Origin of the sequence: Clostridium sp. UBA3061 (assembly GCF_002367465.1) — a bacterium.
In the GTDB taxonomy this organism is placed as follows: domain Bacteria; phylum Bacillota; class Clostridia; order Clostridiales; family Clostridiaceae; genus Clostridium_J; species Clostridium_J sulfidigenes.
Window position 1 is genome coordinate 1 of the sequence record NZ_DFCF01000002.1, and the last position, 16,003, is coordinate 16,003.

Genomic DNA, 16,003 nt, shown 5'->3' on the forward strand with positions numbered 1-16,003 from the left:
AAAAGTAGTTGACAATCTACAATAACCAAGTCAGTTCTGCCGAGTTCATAAGCATGGGTTATTAAATAACCAACACCTGATAAGCTACCTGGAAGCATTTCTGCAGATACTAGGCAGGACCAAGCAATTCCGAGGCCTGTCCTAAGTCCTGTTATAATAGTTGGGGCAGAGGCTGGTAGGAGAATTTTAAAGAATATATCCCTTTCTGAAGCTCCAAGAACCTTTGCAGATTCTACTAGAGTTTTGGGAACAGTTCTAACAGCAAATATAGTATTTGTAAGTACAGGGAAGAAGGTACCTAAGCCGATAATAAACATCATTGAGAACTTAAAGTTATTTAAAAAGGCTTGGAGTTCTCCGCCCTCTATTTTAAAAACTGTTGAAAAACTTGCTACACCAAACCACGCCAAAACTAAGGGTACCCATGCCAGTGGTGGTATAGGTCTAAATATATTAATAAAATTATTAAATAAATTATATACCCTTGCCTTATATCCCATTAACAGACCTAATGGAATGGCAATAAATACACCTACAATATATCCAAGAAGTACTCGAGTTAAACTAACTAAGACATTTACAGGTATTGATCCAAGGCCGATAAAATCGTTTGTGGCATGAGCAAAGTTATCTAAAACTGATACTATTCTTGGCAAAATTACAGCATTATTAATCCTAAAGGAGAGTATATGCCATAATAGTATAAATAGAATAGGCACTAATAACTTCCACAATATTTTTTTTAGATGTTTCAAACCTTTAACCTCCCTCTATAAAAAAGCTTCCTAGCATAAATTAGGAAGCTTTTCCATAATGATAATTCTATTCTAAAAATCTAAAATCAAAAACTAGTTTCTTGACTTTTTCAAAATCTAATCCCTTTAGTTGTCCATTAAATTTATCCATCTCATTAAGTTTTTCCACATATATTTCTATACCCTTATACCAATTTTCTGATGGAGCTGTGAAGTATTTTATCTCACATTTATTAATGGTTTCTTCTGATACACCAATAACTTCTGCCATAATCTTTGACACTTCTCCATGGTGTTCAGTACAATATTTTGCGTTTGCAGCTACAAGCTTTGTAAAAGCTTTAGTTACCTCAGGATAATCATTGATAGCTTTATCTGTAGCAGCAAATACACAACATGGGAAGTCATTCCATTGACCGTTTTCTGGGAAGTCCTTCAGATTTAATGCTATTTCACCTAAACCTTTTTCTTCTGCAGCTTCAGGATGGTGTGATGGCCCTACCCAAGCATCAACTTGTTTGCTAGTTAAAGATGGCAATAGATTGTTTGAACCTTTAAGATCAACTAAAAGAACATTTGCTGAAGTATCACTTGGATTTTCAGTTACCTTTAACCCTTGGGCTTTTAAAACTGATTCAATTACTATTCTAGGTCCACTTACTGGTGAATGATAGCCAAGTTTAAGTGGTTGTTTTAAATCTAATATGTGTTTTTTTATATCATCCCAATTCTTTAAATTAGTGTTTGGTGGAAATACTAAGGCAATTCCATCACTTTGGAAAGGTGCTGCAATTTTTAATTTAGCTCCATTGTCTACAGCAGTAAGGAAAGCTGTATTTGATCCAAATCCATAATCCACATGCCCTTGACTCATAAGATTAGCAGTTTCAGATCCACCTTTACTAGGAACAAAATTTAAGATAGCTATTTTCTTACCATTTTCTAATAATTCAAATTTATCCTTAGAAAGTGGATTGAAATATACTCCAGTTTCTTTAAATAGCTCAGGTTTTTTTGTAGCAACATTCATTATACCTGTATGTAATTCGTTTCCCCAGCTCATAGTAAGCTCTGGTACCTTTTCATCGGATTTAGAAGCTTCTTCAGTAGAGGCTGGTGAGCTTGTGTTCTTTGATGCTTTCTTTGAATCACATCCAAAAGCAAAAACAAGGATTGATAATGCTAATAATAAAATTAGTAATTTTTTCATAATATCCTCCTAAAAATAAATATTTACAAACAAGTAGAATTATATAAATATATAGCATTTAAGTCCAATTAAGTTTTTAGATAATAAAATCTTTATGTATTTGTTTTTATAATAGGTGAATCTGTAGTATGTATATTTAAACACTATTATTTAATTAACATTACTAATTACTTATATGAATTCAGCAACAAATATAAAATTAATCAATAGTAAGAACAATAAAAAATAAGCCAATGACATCATTAACGTCATTGGCTTACATTTTATTTATTACTTATTATTGGTTATAATATATTTTTTTATATCTTCAACATCTTTTTTTACTTCTTCTATTATCATTAACTTATCGGTTATTTTCGATATTATCTCTTGGTAGTTCTTTTCTCTTTCTTCTTGCTTTTCATCTCTTTTTTCTTGAGCTTTTAATATATAAAACAATAGAAATATGCTGAGAACTGCCCATATACCTTGCGATAGAGCCATTTTTAATATTTCAGCTTCCATTTGCTTTAGTATCCCCCCTTAACTTTAATCAAGATATTATTAAACTTTTACTCATGCTTAAAATATCCCTTATTACTATATATGCAGATGTGTTTATTAATGCAATCAGCTAAAGAAAGGCTCACCATAATCTTTTATGATGAGCCTTAAATATTATATTAAATTTCTACGTTGAATATCCAACCTTCTGGTGCTTCTATATCGCCAGCTTGAATTCCTAGTAAAGTTTCATAAAGTTTTCTAGTTACTGGGCCAACTTCTGTTTCGCTATGGAAAACGTGTTTGTTTTCTTTATGTTGGATTGCTCCGATTGGAGTGATTACAGCTGCAGTACCGCAAGCTCCAGCTTCTGCAAATTCACCTAAGTTATCTATTAATACGTCTCTTTCTTCTACCTTCATACCTAAGTTATGCTCAGCTAAGTATAATAGAGATCTCTTAGTTATACTTGGTAATATAGATGGAGATTTAGGTGTAACAAAGGTACCATCTTTAGTTATTCCAAAGAAGTTTGCAGCACCTACTTCTTCTATTTTTGTATGAGTTGCTGGATCTAAATAGATACAATCAGCAAAGCCTGCTTTAACAGCTTCTGCATGAGGTAATAAGCTTCCAGCATAGTTACCACCAACTTTAGCAGCACCAGTTCCCATAGGAGCAGCTCTGTCAAAGTCAGAAGTTATGAAGTTAACTGGAGCCATTCCACCTTTGAAGTATGGTCCAACTGGTGTAACAAAGATTCCAAATATATATTCCCTAGCTGGACGAACACCTACATTGTCACCTACGCCTATTACGTAAGGTCTAAGATATAGTGTTGCTCCACTTCCATATGGTGGGATAAGTCTTTTATTTGCTTTAACAATTCTTCTGCAAGCATCTAAGAAGAATTCTACTGGTACTTCTGGCATTAAAACTCTTCTACAGCTTTCATTTAATCTTTTAGCATTTTGATCAGGTCTGAATAAGCATACTTTTCCATCTTTATGAGTATATGCTTTTAAACCTTCAAAACATTGTTGTCCATAATGCAAGCATGTTGAACCTTGGCTAATTGTTATTTTATCATCTTCAACTAAGTTTCCTTCATCCCATTGTCCATCTTTATAATGAGAAATAAAATTAAAATCTGCCTTTAGGTAATCAAACCCTAATTCTTTCCAATTGAATTCTTTTTCCATTACCAAATCTCCCCCTAATAAAATTAACTTTTTTATTTGATTTTTTAATGTGTAGTTAACATAATCCTTAATTTTCAATGAAATCGTATACTTGCAAATTGAACTATGTAAATGAAATCGTATACTTTTATATGTTTAAAAAATTTAGAATTATGTGCCTATAATACTATACTAACACTTTTAAATATTTTATCAATAATTTTTCATGATTATATTAATACTATATGTATATTAATGAAAGGAGAAATTAGAAATGAAAAAAAGATTAACCGTTGAAGGTATGACTTGTGGAAAGTGTGTTACCAATGTTAAAACAGCATTACAAGGAGTTCATGGGATTGATAATGTGGATGTACACCTAAAATCTCAAATAGTAGTGGTTGATGGAACAGATTCTGTTAATGATAAAGAAATGAAGTGTGCCATTGAAGATGCAGGTTATATAGTAGAAAAAATAGAGCAGGCTTAGCTTAAAAAAGTAATGGAATACCTTTTACCTTTAAAAATGCTTTTGCTTAAAGTTTAGCAAAAGCATTTTTTATTTAGCATATTCTTAATAAGTTAATATAAGGTATCTTAATTTAAAAGAAAGTTTTAACAGGCTTTACGTATTACTGCAACTTAACCTATAGACACATCAATTACTTTAGCTACATAATCATCCATACCTGACTTTGCTAGTATAGTGATAGACTGTGGCGAATTGCTTGAAATTTTAGCACTATAAGCTTCAGCACCATTTACATCTAATTGTTCGGCTCTATTTATAGTTATTTTATTTTTATCCGCAACCTTATAATCCTCAAGAATATCTGCAACTCGATTTTCTAAGTCTCCAGTAGGGCATTCAAGTATTTTTATTCTGTCAATTGCTCTTTCAAGGTTTTCCATAGGTTTTTTCCTCCATTATTTTATTAAAAAGTCTATTGTATTGTAAATCGTAATTAGTATTTCCTATAATGACTTGCTTTATCAATGAATTTAATCAAGGGAACATTCTTTAGAGTGGGTAAAATCTCTGGAATAAAATGTTATGGGGTCAGACCCCAAGGAAATTATTATAAGTACTTTATGGTCTTGATTATTTTTTTAGGCCTTTGAAGAAAGATTTACTTAGAGGTTTTCCTATAGGCTTAGGAGCTGCTTTGGGTTGGTTTTTGATAGAAACTAGATTTTTTGTAGGGAAAATGGAATAGAATATTATAAGAGGTTGAGTTTTCACTCAACCTCTTATTTGTTATATATTTTTGAGTAAAGAAAATTAATTAAATTTATATTATGTTGCTTATTGATTTTAATATTATTTAGGTTATAATTAATATTATTAAACATAATATGAAAGGAAGGTTAAAATGGATATTGATAAAATACCACAATGGATACTTGCTTTAGAGCAAGAAGATGCAGGTTTTTTGAAAAATTTTGTGCTGAAATCTGGATCTTTAAAAGATATTGCAAAAATGTATGAAGTATCTTATCCTACTGTGAGATTGAGATTGGATAAACTGATTCAAAAAATTGAACTAAATGATAAGAAAGAAGAAGAGCCATTCCAAATATTTATTAAAGGATTGGCAGTGGATTCTAAGCTTGATTTGGAAACTGCAAAGTTAATTATTGACAAGTATAAGAAATGTTTGAAAGGAGAATAACCATGTCAGATATAAGTACTATTATTATTGCATTTGTAGTTGCAGGTGCACTCTTAGGAGTTGAATATTTTCTTGGTAAACAAAAGAACTGTTTATTAGGAGGGATTATACCTTTAATATCAGTGATTTTTGCAATATGTGTGTTTAGATTTACAAAACTAACACTTAGCTTTAGAAATTTATTTCCATTTCTCATATTAACTAATATGTTTTTGGCAGAATGGGAATATGGACGTAAGAGATACAAAAAAGAAAAAGAAGCTGAACTGGATAAAATGAAAGCTCAAGATATAAATTAATTATATTAAACCAGGGGTATAACCCTATGGTTATTTACATATTGTAGAAAAAAATATATAATTTAGATAGTTATAAATATAGTAAGGGAGTAAAAGTAATGTTAGATCAACGTGGTTTGAAGTCCGTAAGAAATTTTTCAGTATGTATGTTGTTAATAAGCATTGTAATTAATATAGTACTTGTACTTCGGCATTTTGGGTATGATGTTAATATGATTCAAGATTTAGGATATGAAATTAGTATAATCGAAGAAATAAATATAAAAAATTATGTTGAATTTTTCACTTTGCCTTTTGTGGCTACTGCTATTGCAAGTGCAATAAATAGAGCTAAGGATTTATCTCAAGAGGCTAAGGATGAGATGAGATCTAAAATGAAATTAATGAAATCAGGTACTATTTTCTTCATTTTATATATTCTTTTTTCTGCACTTATAATAAAGAAGTCATATTTTATTGCTGCCGCTTTTATAATGCTAGGAATTTATGTGAACCTAATATTTATTACAGAGAAAATTATAGTCTTAGGGTTGAATGACCATCAAATGAAGTGGCGAGCAGCAGTAAACGGTACGGACTATCCCGTGGAAGGTAGTAGTATATTTTGGAGATTTAAACCTTGGTTTATGCCTTTTGAAAGGGTGCCATTTAATAAAAGGAGTCTTGGATTATATAATATTGTTGTTATGGTTATATTTACATATACCCTAATAGAAAGTAAAATATCGGATATATTTGAGGTTATATTTTTTATAATTGTTCTTAGAGAAATCTTTTCTCTTATAGAGTATATCTTAGGATTATATACATCTTTAATAGGTGTATGCACTGGGGTGACAGAATCACAGGAGAGCAGAAATGGAAGCCAGTATTGGACTGTATATGTTACTGACTTTAAAAATAAAAGAGAAATTGCCTATAGAACTTATAATTATCCTTTTATCTCTCGAGGAGAAGAGGCTAAAGTTGTTCATGGCATGTTCTCTAAACGAGTAGTTCTCATTAATGGAAGAACAATTTAAAATTTATGGCTTTTGTAAGTTATAAAAGGTTGAGCATGTACTTAATAATTATAAGGACATGCTCAACCTTTGTTTAAATAAATTTATTACTTTAAATTCCTTGTGTTTTTTAGAATAGTTTTTTAAAGCAACTTTTACATATTAGAGTTTTTCCTTTATTGCAGGACATGATATTATCTTTGGAAACTTCCTTTAGACAAAGTTCACAGATTTGTTTAGAGCCTTTACTGGAAGATAGATTGTTATCTCCAGGGGAAAACTCTTTGCATAAACCTGAGGCACTATAGCTATCTAAGGTTTTATTTTTTTTGTTACTAGGAGGTTCATAATTTATTATGGGCTGTTTTTCTTCTAGCTTAACTATTTTATAATCCATGGCATAGGAACTTTCCCCAAAGAGTTCAAGTTCAAATCTTGGGTTTTCTTTATCGTAAAATTCTTCTATAATAAGTCTTCTTACTTGGGCATCATTTATTATAAGGCCACTTTTTTCAACACCATCTAAAATACTTTTTGTTATGTTATTTGTGTCTGGATGACGTTTTTCACTTTTATAATAAACCTTAAGGACAGCTATAAGTGCCTCTGTTAAGGTTACACTTGGATTTTGAACCCTACATTCGTAGGCTATTTCTTCCTCGTATAGTGCATATCTATCATGATATTTTCCAGAGTTATATGGTAAAATAGCTCTGTTACTGCTATTGAAAAGTTTAAAGTTAGATTTAGAAATTGGTGATCCCTTTACCACAACTTTAGCATAGTTAATATCTTTCATTTTAATTCCTCTTTCTATGATTGTGTGATTAATTGTTTAAATAAATAACTTTAGTAAGTATATTATAACACAGGAACTTATGTTTGAACGAAATAATAATACTTTAGGTAAAGGTCAGATTATTTTATATAATTTTAAATAGTATTCCTGCAATACCTGAGAGTATCATCGCTTCCATTGGATTTACTTTAGTTTTTCTAAGTAGAAAGAGGCAGACTACAAAAATAATTATAGATTTTATTTGAAGACTCATTTCTACCAAATTCCATGTTGAAGTTCCTAGGAAGGAAAGCATTAGTATAGTACCAGCAGAAGAAGCAATAAGTCCTATGGAAGCTGAACGAAGTCCTTTTAAAATATTTGAAATATTTTTTGATTTAGTATGATTTTGAAAAAAATTATACAAAAAAAGTGAGATGAAAAAGCCTGAAATAATACATCCAAAGGTAGCTACAAGGGCACCGAAAATCCCATTAATTTGAATTCCTACAAAGGTGGAAGTATTAATGGCTAAGGGACCAGGAGTCATTTGAGATATAGTAATAATATCCGTGAACTCTTGCATAGTAAGCCAGGCATGTTTCTCTACTACTTGAGCTTGGATTAAGGGAATAGTTGCATATCCACCGCCTATACTAAAGAAGCCTATTTGTAAAAAGCTAAGAAAAAGTTTAAAAATATAGTTATACATAAACCTTCCTCCTAAAATTTGTTTTTGAAAATGAGACAAAGGATAATGCAACTTACTAGAATAATCATAACGTTTATATTAAAAATAAAACTAGCTATGAAAACTACAGGAATCATTAAAGAGAGTAAAGCATTTTTTTCTTTTGTAACAGTCTGAATCATGGTTACTACTAAATCTACAATCAAAGCGGCAACTCCCGCTTCCATTCCCTTTAATATAGATGAAATAGTGGCATTATCACGGAAAAAGCTATAGCAGGTAGAAATTAAAGATAGTATTATAAGTGGAGGAAGTACAGCAGAAATACAGCTGATAACAGCACCTAAAAAGCCAGCTATGCGATATCCAGATAATACTGATAGATTTACAGCTATGGCTCCAGGAGAAGACTGAGCTATTGCTGCCATATCTAGTAACTCTTCCTCACCAAAGTATTGTTTTTTCTCGACAAAGTATTTACGAATCATAGGAATTACTACATAACCTCCTCCAAAGGTAAAGGCACTAATGAAGAAGTTAACTCCAAAAAGCCAAAGGCAAGTTTTATATTTTGAATTCTTATTTAAATAATTCATGGAACCCTCCTTTCTCTAAGTTATACAATTATATTACTTGTACATAGATAAATAAAATGATAATATTTTATGAAATACATTACTAAAAAGTAATGTAAAGGAGTGAGATTTATAATGAACTTGAGGCAGATGTATATTTTTAAAGAGGTATGTGAAGAGTTGAGCTTTACGAAGACAGCAAAAAAATTATATATGACTCAACCAGCGATTTCACATGTTATAAGTGATTTAGAAGCGGAGATAGGTGGAAAACTTTTTGAACGAATTGGGAGAAAAATTCATCTTACAGGAACTGGTGAAATACTACTACATAAAGTGGTGCGAATAATTGAACTTCATGAGGAGTTAGAGAATGGTTTTAAATATCAAGAGGAATTAGTAACTATTCGAATTGGATCTAGTATTACTATAGCTAATTTCTGGCTTCAGAAATGGATTAAAGAGTGGAGGCGAAAGTATGGAAGAACACCATTAAAGATTCAAGTGGATAGTGCTACTAATATTGAAGAAAAATTATTAAATAATGAAATAGATATTGCACTAATGGAGGGAGCTATTCATAATAAACAATTGATTAGTCATGAGGTTTCTTCTTATGAAATGTCAGTGATATGTTCCTCTAATCATGATTTTGCTAAAAGTGGAAGGTTAGAAATCGCGGCGGAAGAGTTTGCTGCACAACCACTACTACTTAGGGAAAAGGGATCTGCAATAAGAGATACCCTTGATAGTGCTTTATTACTTAAGCATATTTATGTGGATCCTATGATGACAAGTGTAAATTCACAAGCACTTATTCAAGCTGTAAAGTATGATTTTGGAATAAGTGTTATTCCAGATTTGCTGGTTATGCAGCAAGTTAAAGAAGGAGATATAGCAAAATTATCAATTAAGGATATTAGGCTTTTCAATTATAACTCAATTTGTTATCATCGAGACAAGTATCTATCCAAACCAATGCAGTGGTTCATTGATTGTTGTATAAGAATTAAGTAAAACATGTGTAATTACTCTTTAAAAAATGATAAAATGTATGAAGTAATCACATTTGTTGATATAATTGTATAAATGTGTGGATATATTATTTTAGCATATGGATAAGTTTAAGTTAGTACCTTAAGGGTAAACTTTTAATATAAACTTTCATAGTGTGTAAATTATTTAAAAGTAGGTGAAAAATATGAAAGAAGCAAATGAAGTAAAAGAAAATTTTAAAATACTTGCTATAGAGTCAAGTTGTGATGAAACAGCAGCTTCAGTAGTAGTGAATGGAAGAGAAGTTTTATCTAATGTTATAGCTTCTCAAATTGATATACACAAAAAATTTGGTGGAGTTGTGCCAGAGGTAGCTTCAAGAATGCATATAGAGGCTATTAGTGCTGTGGTGGAAGAAGCACTTAGAGAAGCAAATCTGACTTTTCAAGATATAGATGCCGTGGGCGTTACCTATGGGCCAGGGCTTGTGGGAGCTTTACTTGTGGGGCTTCAATATGCTAAGGCTTTGGCTTATGGATTAAATATTCCCCTTATAGGAGTAAATCATATTGAAGGTCATATAAGTGCTAATTTTATTGAGCATAAGGATCTAAAACCACCTTTTATTACTTTAGTAGTATCAGGAGGACATACCTTTATTGTTCATATGAAGGATTATGGCAGCTTTGAAGTTCTAGGAGAAACTAGAGATGATGCAGCAGGGGAAGCCTATGATAAAGTGGCTAGAGCTATTGGACTTGGATATCCTGGTGGACCTAAAATTGATAAGATTGCTAAAGAGGGAAATGAGGACGCTATTAAGTTTCCAAGGGCAAATTTCCATGATAAGACACTAGATTTCTCCTTTAGTGGAGTTAAATCAGCAGTACTTAACTACTTAAACTCTCTTCAAATGAAGGGTGAGAGCTATAATCAAGCTGATGTAGCTGCTTCCTTCCAAAAGGCTGTGGTAGATGTATTAGTAGATAATGCTATGAAGGCTTGCAAAGAGAAACAAGTAGATAAAATAGCTATATCTGGAGGAGTTGCATCTAATTCTTATCTTAGAGCAAAGCTTATGGAAAGAGGAGAAAAGGAAGGGATAAAAGTTTTATTCCCAGCTCCAATTTTATGTACAGATAATGCAGCTATGATTGGAAGTGCTGCTTATTATGAGTATAAAGCTGGTAGAATTGCAGATTTAACACTAAATGCAGTACCAAATTTGAAGTTAGGACAAAGATAGGCATAAAGATTTAAATTTAGGATTTCAAATGTTGAACCGTATCGTAAGTAAGTGAGGTTTTTACTAAATAGAAACTAATGAATAATTAGTATTTAGAGTTTAAAATTTAGTAAATATATAAATCAATAGTTAGGAGAAAAGAGATGAAAAACTTGACACAAAAACTAGTTATTGCATTAAGCTCCAAGCAAAGACTGTAATAACACAGAACATATTTTGTTAGGAGCTGTTTTAAAAGAGAGATTTAATCAAAATAGTTTTGTGCAGTTTTTGCTTTAATATTTTTAAAAATATAAATATTAAATAGGAGCAAAGACTATGAAGTATAAAAATGCACAAAAGATATTACCTAAGGAAATTATTAAGATAATTCAACAGTATGTTGATGGAAGTTATTTATATATACCTAGAAAAAATGAAAATAGAAAAAGTTGGGGAGAGAATAGTGGGTTTAAAAATGAACTAATAGAAAGAAATACACAAATTTACAATTCATTTAATAATGGAAGTTCAGTTAAGGAATTAGCAAATAAATATTATCTTACTCAAAATAGTATTAGGAAAATTATTAGGGAATATAAAATGTATTATAAATAAAGCATGAGAGCATGCATGCTTATGGTTAGTATGTGGGAATAAATAATACATAAATATTTATAGACTAACTACATGTTTTAAATACATGATACTATTTAAGTGACTAGATTATTATTAGGAGTGATTAACATGAGTAAGATAAATATATTAGAAGTGTCTTTCAAATTTGGTGACAAAAACGATACTATTTACCCTGTAATGTTAGAAGATGAAAATGAGATGGTATTAATAGATTGTGGATATCCTGATTTTCTCAGATTGATAGAGGATGTTGCAATAAATAATGGAGTTAATATAAAAAATTTATCTAAAATAATTATAACTCATCATGATTTTGACCATATGGGAGCGTTAGCAGAATTTAAGAGACAATATCCTAGTATACAGATATTGGCATCTGAAGAAGATGCACCATATATTAATGCTAGTAAAAAATCGTTAAGACTACAACAAGCTGAAAGTATATATGATTCTTTAACAGAAAAGGAAAAAGAGCAAGCTAATTATTTTCATAAAATCCTTGAAACAGTAGAAAGTTGTAATGTAGATGTAACATTAAAAGATAAAGATTATTTAGAGTTTTGTGGAGGAATTGAAATAATAGCTACACCTGGACATATGCCAGGTCACATATCTATTTATCACAAAGAAAGTAAATCATTAATAACTGGAGATGCTTTGGTTGTAGAAAATGGAAATTTAGATATTGCACTACCTCAGTATACTTTAGACATAGAAGAGGCTAAAAGGTCTATTAAAAAGTTTTTAGATTATGATATTGATAGAATAATATGTTATCATGGTGGAATATATGAAAATGAGATAACAAAAACACTTAAAAACATTTAATATTAAAAAATAAAGATTAGAAGGTTTATTTTGTTTTAGGGATATTGGATAAAATTTATATATAAACTATGAATCTTAAAAAAGTGCTAATCTTGCGAGGATAGAGCACTTTTTTTGCTTTTAACTTCTATATAAAGACCAAGGAATCTAATCTTAATTCTTATATGATGTATAAAAAGATTATGTTTTAGAATAATCTAATTACATAAATAACTGATATACACTTTATCAAAGCATCGAACATATCCAATACCACACGCTAAGTAAAGAATTGTAATCTATGATTTGGTGTGAATCACTTACTCCTATGAACGTATGTGAATAGTGAGCTTCCGCTATGTAGAATATATACACAAGAATAGAATGTAAAAACTACATTTGCTTGTGATACGGAAGCCGTACCATAAATGACGTAGACTCTTTCGAGTACCTGAAATACCTTAGTGAAAACACTTAAAATTAGATAGCAAAATACAGGAAGAGTTATACTTTTAGTAATGCTAGAATCAAAATATAAAATAAACTTTTACGAGGAGTGGAATTATAATTATGAGTAAAATTGGTATTACTAATTGCTATAACGAAAGTAAGGAATGTACTAGCTGCGGGTGTTTTAAAGCCTTTAATGAAAGAGTAGCAGCTTTTGAGAATTATGTAAATGCTTTTAGGAGATGGTAGTTATACAAGGAAACATAGTAATATCTGAAGATGAGAAATGGAATGCAGTAATAAGTTGTAATAAGTATTATGATGGGTTATTTTACTATGCTGTGAAAACAACAGGTATTTGTTGCAGACCTTCATGTAAAGCTAAGACACCATTGAAAGAGAATATACTGTTTTTTAATAGTGTAGATGATGCTATCAAAGAAGGTTTCAGACCATGTAAATTATGTAGGCCTGATATAAAGGAACATAATTTTGAACCGAATAGAGAATTAATTGAAAAAGTAAAGGAAAAGTTAATCCAGAATTATAATAAACCAATTAAATTCAGGTTTATTTCAAAGGAATTTGGTGTTAGTATTAGTCATTTAACAAGATTATTTAAAGAATATACAGGACTAACACCTAACGAATATGTATCACAAATAAGAATAAATAAAGCGATGCAGCTTCTAAGTAAAAGTAATGATACTATTTTAGAGATTGCATACGATGTAGGATTTAAAAGTCTTTCTAATTTTTATAAATGTTTTAAACAAAATGCAGGTATTGCTCCTAAGGAGTATAGAAAAAGAAATAGTATAAATGAGATAAAAGTATAACGGATGATAAAAATTTTATTAGGAGGTGTTTGTATGATTAAAAAATATTATGGTTATTATAATTCGCCTATTGGAATATTAGAAATAATTTGCTCTGAAGATTCAATACTATCAGTTATGTTTGTGGAGCAAGAAAAGTCCGTGATGAATAAAGGAAATGAAATATTAGAAAATACTATTGCTCAGTTAAATGAATACTTTAATGGAAGTAGAAAAGCATTCGATTTAAAGGTTTCATTAAATGGTACTGATTTTCAAAAGAATGTATGGAATGAATTATTGAAGATTTCTTATGGGGAAACCTTATCCTATAAGAGCTTAGCGATTAGGGTAGGAAATGAAAAAAGTGTTAGGGCAGTGGGAAGTGCAAATAGTAGAAATAAAATATGGATAATAGTACCTTGTCATAGGGTTATTGGAACTAATGGAAGTTTAACTGGATATGCTGGTGGCATAGATAGAAAGCAATGGCTTTTAAACCATGAGAAGAATATACTATCGATTTAGAAATATTAGAAAGAAAAGTAAGGTGAGCAATAAATGTATAAAATTCTAATAGTAGAAGATGATTTGATAATTGCTAAAACAGTGAAGAACCACATAAGGTCTTGGGGATTTGAGGCAGAATGTGTGACTGATTTTAAGGATGTACTTGCTGCATTTGTTTCCTATAGTCCGCAGCTTGTTCTTTTAGATATTACCTTGCCATTTTTTAATGGCTACCATTGGTGTAGTGAGATTAGAAAGGTTTCTAAGGTTCCTATTATTTTTATTTCATCAGCCTCAGATAGTATGAACATAGTTATGGCTATGAATATGGGGGGAGACGATTTTATTGCAAAGCCTTTTGACCTTAATGTGCTGACTGCAAAGGTACAGGCTTTATTACGTCGAACCTATGATTTTACAGGACAGACTAACTTGCTTGAGCATAAAGGTTCAATACTTAATATAAGTGATGCTACCTTAAATTATCACGACAGAAAAATTGAGCTTTCAAAGAATGAAAACAAGATACTGCAGATTCTTCTCGAAAATAAAGGCAAGGCTGTGTCTCGGGATACCATTATGACAAGGCTTTGGGAAACTGACAGCTATATCGATGATAATACCTTAACCGTTAATATAACAAGACTTCGTAAAAAGCTACAGGAGGCAGGCCTGTCTGATTTTATTACGACAAAAAAAGGTATAGGGTATATGGTGGAATGATATGAAGAAAACAGAGGTTTTTAATTTTATGATTTCCTATTTTAAAATGCGTGTTAAAGGAATTATTCTATTAGGTTTGTTTTGTATCACCTTTGCACTTGTATTTTCTTTATATAATCTTCCTGTAGAGCCAGTAGTTTATGCTAGTGTACTATGTGCATGCACAGGTATTATATTCCTTATAATAGATTTTATAAGGTTATATAATAGACATAAATTGCTTCAAGATTTAAAAAGCAACATTACCTTAAGCTTTGACAAACTCCCTGAGCCTAAAGATATAATTGAAAAGGACTATAAGGGTCTGCTTACTACCCTCTATAGCAATAATATTCAGATCGCTCATAGTGCAGATATGAGTCGAAGTAATTTAATAGACTACTATACTTTATGGGCACATCAAATTAAGATACCTATTTCAGCGATGGGTCTAATTCTTCAGTGGTCGGAAAGTGAGCTAAACTCAGAGCTTTCTATGGAGCTTTTTAAGATTGAGCAGTATGTAGAGTTTGTGCTGCAGTATCTAAGACTTGAGAACATGTCTTCTGACCTTGTGTTAAAAAAATACAGTCTCGATGATATAGTAAAGCAGGCAGTACGAAAATATGCAAGGATGTTTGTAAGAAAGAAAATTAAGTTAGATTTTAAAGAATTAAGCTGTGAGGTTTTAACGGATGAAAAGTGGCTGGTATTTGTCATTGAGCAGATTCTATCAAACGCATTGAAGTATACTAAAGTGGGAACTATTTCAATATACATGGATAATTACAGTGAAAAGACTCTTGTAATAGAAGATACGGGTATTGGCATAAGGGAAGAAGACATAAATCGTATATGTGAAAGAGGTTTTACAGGCTATAATGGTCGATGGGATAAAAAGTCTACAGGACTTGGATTATATTTATGTAAGCAGATTTTAAGTAAGCTATCTCACAGCATAGCTATAGACTCCAGGGTTGATGAAGGGACAAAAGTAATGATCAATCTGGCAACAATTGAAGTGCAAATAGAATAAGATTTTGATGCAGCCTTACAACTGTGTAAGGTTAAAGGAAGAAATGTAAGCCAAAGTTAAGGCATACATTTCTTCCTTTTGTTATACTGAACATGATAAGAAGTTAGGATATAACAGTACTAAATAAACTTTGATGGGTGCCCTAAATTAACAAGTTCCTAAAAGGGAACGAGT

21 protein-coding genes are annotated in these 16,003 nt (G+C 30.9%); 13 read left to right on the forward strand and 8 right to left on the reverse strand.

Translation table 11 applies throughout. The annotated features are described in order from the left end of the window. From B2P65_RS00225 to B2P65_RS00240, 4 genes are all read right to left on the reverse strand, one after another. Positions 1–755: ABC transporter permease (locus B2P65_RS00225; RefSeq protein WP_346879397.1), on the reverse strand; the 755-nt coding region annotated here is incomplete at its 3' end. A 67-nt stretch (positions 756–822) separates the two neighbouring features. Beyond that, the gene (locus tag B2P65_RS00230) at positions 823–1,965 is read right to left on the reverse strand and encodes an ABC transporter substrate-binding protein (RefSeq protein WP_346877666.1); all 1,143 of its coding nucleotides are present in this window, start codon (positions 1,963–1,965) and stop codon (positions 823–825) included. A gap of 270 nt (positions 1,966–2,235) precedes the next feature. Then, positions 2,236–2,469, reverse strand: a complete 234-nt coding sequence (locus B2P65_RS00235) for a BhlA/UviB family holin-like peptide (RefSeq protein ID WP_346877667.1) — start codon at positions 2,467–2,469, stop codon at positions 2,236–2,238. Positions 2,470–2,627: 158 nt separating this feature from the next. Next, the gene (locus B2P65_RS00240; protein ID WP_346878407.1) at positions 2,628–3,650 is read right to left on the reverse strand and encodes a branched-chain amino acid aminotransferase; all 1,023 of its coding nucleotides are present in this window, start codon (positions 3,648–3,650) and stop codon (positions 2,628–2,630) included. A gap of 253 nt (positions 3,651–3,903) precedes the next feature. Here B2P65_RS00240 and B2P65_RS00245 point away from each other — a divergent pair, with 253 nt between their 5' ends. Further along, a complete protein-coding gene (locus B2P65_RS00245) occupies positions 3,904–4,119 on the forward strand; it encodes a cation transporter (RefSeq protein ID WP_150844596.1) in 216 nt (71 codons plus the stop codon). Positions 4,120–4,271: 152 nt separating this feature from the next. Here the strand turns inward: B2P65_RS00245 and B2P65_RS00250 are convergent, their stop codons facing one another. Continuing rightward, positions 4,272–4,541, reverse strand: a complete 270-nt coding sequence (locus B2P65_RS00250) for a hypothetical protein (RefSeq protein ID WP_035130968.1) — start codon at positions 4,539–4,541, stop codon at positions 4,272–4,274. Positions 4,542–5,002: 461 nt separating this feature from the next. On the opposite strand from B2P65_RS00250, the gene B2P65_RS00255 reads away from it, so the two are divergent. From B2P65_RS00255 to B2P65_RS00265, 3 genes are all read left to right on the forward strand, one after another. Continuing rightward, positions 5,003–5,302 carry a DUF2089 family protein gene (locus B2P65_RS00255; RefSeq protein ID WP_346847137.1) on the forward strand — a complete coding sequence of 100 codons (300 nt, stop codon included), beginning with the start codon at positions 5,003–5,005 and terminating at the stop codon, positions 5,300–5,302. A 2-nt stretch (positions 5,303–5,304) separates the two neighbouring features. Further along, the gene (locus tag B2P65_RS00260; protein ID WP_346847138.1) at positions 5,305–5,601 is read left to right on the forward strand and encodes a hypothetical protein; all 297 of its coding nucleotides are present in this window, start codon (positions 5,305–5,307) and stop codon (positions 5,599–5,601) included. A 98-nt stretch (positions 5,602–5,699) separates the two neighbouring features. After that, positions 5,700–6,623 (forward strand): hypothetical protein, encoded by a 924-nt coding sequence (locus B2P65_RS00265; RefSeq protein ID WP_346879398.1) that lies wholly within the window; start codon positions 5,700–5,702, stop codon positions 6,621–6,623. Positions 6,624–6,732: 109 nt separating this feature from the next. Here the strand turns inward: B2P65_RS00265 and B2P65_RS00270 are convergent, their stop codons facing one another. The 3 genes from B2P65_RS00270 to B2P65_RS00280 all read right to left on the reverse strand — a co-directional run bounded on the left by B2P65_RS00270 (position 6,733) and on the right by B2P65_RS00280 (position 8,667). Further along, positions 6,733–7,401: a RusA family crossover junction endodeoxyribonuclease gene (locus tag B2P65_RS00270; protein WP_035130962.1), complete on the reverse strand. Its 669-nt coding sequence runs from the start codon at positions 7,399–7,401 to the stop codon at positions 6,733–6,735. A 124-nt stretch (positions 7,402–7,525) separates the two neighbouring features. Beyond that, positions 7,526–8,092 (reverse strand): chromate transporter, encoded by a 567-nt coding sequence (locus B2P65_RS00275; RefSeq protein WP_346879399.1) that lies wholly within the window; start codon positions 8,090–8,092, stop codon positions 7,526–7,528. Positions 8,093–8,103: 11 nt separating this feature from the next. Next, positions 8,104–8,667, reverse strand: coding sequence for a chromate transporter (locus B2P65_RS00280; protein WP_346847141.1), 564 nt, complete (start codon positions 8,665–8,667; stop codon positions 8,104–8,106). 114 nt (positions 8,668–8,781) lie between these two features. Between B2P65_RS00280 and B2P65_RS00285 the strand changes: the two genes are divergently transcribed. The 9 genes from B2P65_RS00285 (at position 8,782) to B2P65_RS00325 (ending at position 15,829) form a co-directional block, all read left to right on the forward strand. Beyond that, positions 8,782–9,663: a LysR family transcriptional regulator gene (locus tag B2P65_RS00285; protein ID WP_346878409.1), complete on the forward strand. Its 882-nt coding sequence runs from the start codon at positions 8,782–8,784 to the stop codon at positions 9,661–9,663. Between the two features lie 184 nt (positions 9,664–9,847). Then, the gene (gene tsaD, locus B2P65_RS00290; protein WP_346870760.1) at positions 9,848–10,888 is read left to right on the forward strand and encodes a tRNA (adenosine(37)-N6)-threonylcarbamoyltransferase complex transferase subunit TsaD; all 1,041 of its coding nucleotides are present in this window, start codon (positions 9,848–9,850) and stop codon (positions 10,886–10,888) included. A 318-nt stretch (positions 10,889–11,206) separates the two neighbouring features. Next, on the forward strand, positions 11,207–11,485 hold the full coding sequence (locus B2P65_RS00295; protein ID WP_346847144.1) for a CD3324 family protein: 279 nt from the start codon (positions 11,207–11,209) through the stop codon (positions 11,483–11,485). 129 nt (positions 11,486–11,614) lie between these two features. After that, on the forward strand, positions 11,615–12,334 hold the full coding sequence (locus B2P65_RS00300; protein WP_346877673.1) for an MBL fold metallo-hydrolase: 720 nt from the start codon (positions 11,615–11,617) through the stop codon (positions 12,332–12,334). Between the two features lie 549 nt (positions 12,335–12,883). Continuing rightward, positions 12,884–13,012 (forward strand): CGGC domain-containing protein, encoded by a 129-nt coding sequence (locus B2P65_RS00305; protein ID WP_346847146.1) that lies wholly within the window; start codon positions 12,884–12,886, stop codon positions 13,010–13,012. Beyond that, the gene (locus B2P65_RS00310; protein WP_346877674.1) at positions 13,006–13,602 is read left to right on the forward strand and encodes a bifunctional transcriptional activator/DNA repair enzyme AdaA; all 597 of its coding nucleotides are present in this window, start codon (positions 13,006–13,008) and stop codon (positions 13,600–13,602) included. Before B2P65_RS00305 ends, B2P65_RS00310 begins: the two co-directional genes overlap by 7 nt. A 33-nt stretch (positions 13,603–13,635) precedes the next feature. Beyond that, the gene (locus tag B2P65_RS00315; RefSeq protein ID WP_346877675.1) at positions 13,636–14,109 is read left to right on the forward strand and encodes a methylated-DNA--[protein]-cysteine S-methyltransferase; all 474 of its coding nucleotides are present in this window, start codon (positions 13,636–13,638) and stop codon (positions 14,107–14,109) included. A 33-nt stretch (positions 14,110–14,142) separates the two neighbouring features. Beyond that, entirely contained in the window at positions 14,143–14,814 is a 672-nt protein-coding gene (locus B2P65_RS00320; RefSeq protein WP_346847149.1) for a response regulator transcription factor, read from the forward strand. A 1-nt stretch (position 14,815) separates the two neighbouring features. Beyond that, positions 14,816–15,829, forward strand: a complete 1,014-nt coding sequence (locus tag B2P65_RS00325) for a sensor histidine kinase (protein ID WP_346879400.1) — start codon at positions 14,816–14,818, stop codon at positions 15,827–15,829. Positions 15,830–16,003 lie beyond the last annotated feature (174 nt).

Bases quoted from the DNA above. Each gene is read 5' to 3' on its own strand.
- B2P65_RS00230 (WP_346877666.1), bottom strand. From the start codon at position 1,965: ATGAAAAAATTACTAATTTTATTATTAGCATTATCAATCCTTGTTTTT.
- B2P65_RS00235 (WP_346877667.1), bottom strand. From the start codon at position 2,469: ATGGAAGCTGAAATATTAAAAATGGCTCTATCGCAAGGTATATGGGCA.
- B2P65_RS00240 (WP_346878407.1), bottom strand. From the start codon at position 3,650: ATGGAAAAAGAATTCAATTGGAAAGAATTAGGGTTTGATTACCTAAAG.
- B2P65_RS00245 (WP_150844596.1), top strand. From the start codon at position 3,904: ATGAAAAAAAGATTAACCGTTGAAGGTATGACTTGTGGAAAGTGTGTT.
- B2P65_RS00250 (WP_035130968.1), bottom strand. From the start codon at position 4,541: ATGGAAAACCTTGAAAGAGCAATTGACAGAATAAAAATACTTGAATGC.
- B2P65_RS00255 (WP_346847137.1), top strand. From the start codon at position 5,003: ATGGATATTGATAAAATACCACAATGGATACTTGCTTTAGAGCAAGAA.
- B2P65_RS00260 (WP_346847138.1), top strand. From the start codon at position 5,305: ATGTCAGATATAAGTACTATTATTATTGCATTTGTAGTTGCAGGTGCA.
- B2P65_RS00265 (WP_346879398.1), top strand. From the start codon at position 5,700: ATGTTAGATCAACGTGGTTTGAAGTCCGTAAGAAATTTTTCAGTATGT.
- B2P65_RS00270 (WP_035130962.1), bottom strand. From the start codon at position 7,401: ATGAAAGATATTAACTATGCTAAAGTTGTGGTAAAGGGATCACCAATT.
- B2P65_RS00275 (WP_346879399.1), bottom strand. From the start codon at position 8,092: ATGTATAACTATATTTTTAAACTTTTTCTTAGCTTTTTACAAATAGGC.
- B2P65_RS00280 (WP_346847141.1), bottom strand. From the start codon at position 8,667: ATGAATTATTTAAATAAGAATTCAAAATATAAAACTTGCCTTTGGCTT.
- B2P65_RS00285 (WP_346878409.1), top strand. From the start codon at position 8,782: ATGAACTTGAGGCAGATGTATATTTTTAAAGAGGTATGTGAAGAGTTG.
- tsaD (WP_346870760.1), top strand. From the start codon at position 9,848: ATGAAAGAAGCAAATGAAGTAAAAGAAAATTTTAAAATACTTGCTATA.
- B2P65_RS00295 (WP_346847144.1), top strand. From the start codon at position 11,207: ATGAAGTATAAAAATGCACAAAAGATATTACCTAAGGAAATTATTAAG.
- B2P65_RS00300 (WP_346877673.1), top strand. From the start codon at position 11,615: ATGAGTAAGATAAATATATTAGAAGTGTCTTTCAAATTTGGTGACAAA.
- B2P65_RS00305 (WP_346847146.1), top strand. From the start codon at position 12,884: ATGAGTAAAATTGGTATTACTAATTGCTATAACGAAAGTAAGGAATGT.
- B2P65_RS00310 (WP_346877674.1), top strand. From the start codon at position 13,006: ATGGTAGTTATACAAGGAAACATAGTAATATCTGAAGATGAGAAATGG.
- B2P65_RS00315 (WP_346877675.1), top strand. From the start codon at position 13,636: ATGATTAAAAAATATTATGGTTATTATAATTCGCCTATTGGAATATTA.
- B2P65_RS00320 (WP_346847149.1), top strand. From the start codon at position 14,143: ATGTATAAAATTCTAATAGTAGAAGATGATTTGATAATTGCTAAAACA.
- B2P65_RS00325 (WP_346879400.1), top strand. From the start codon at position 14,816: ATGAAGAAAACAGAGGTTTTTAATTTTATGATTTCCTATTTTAAAATG.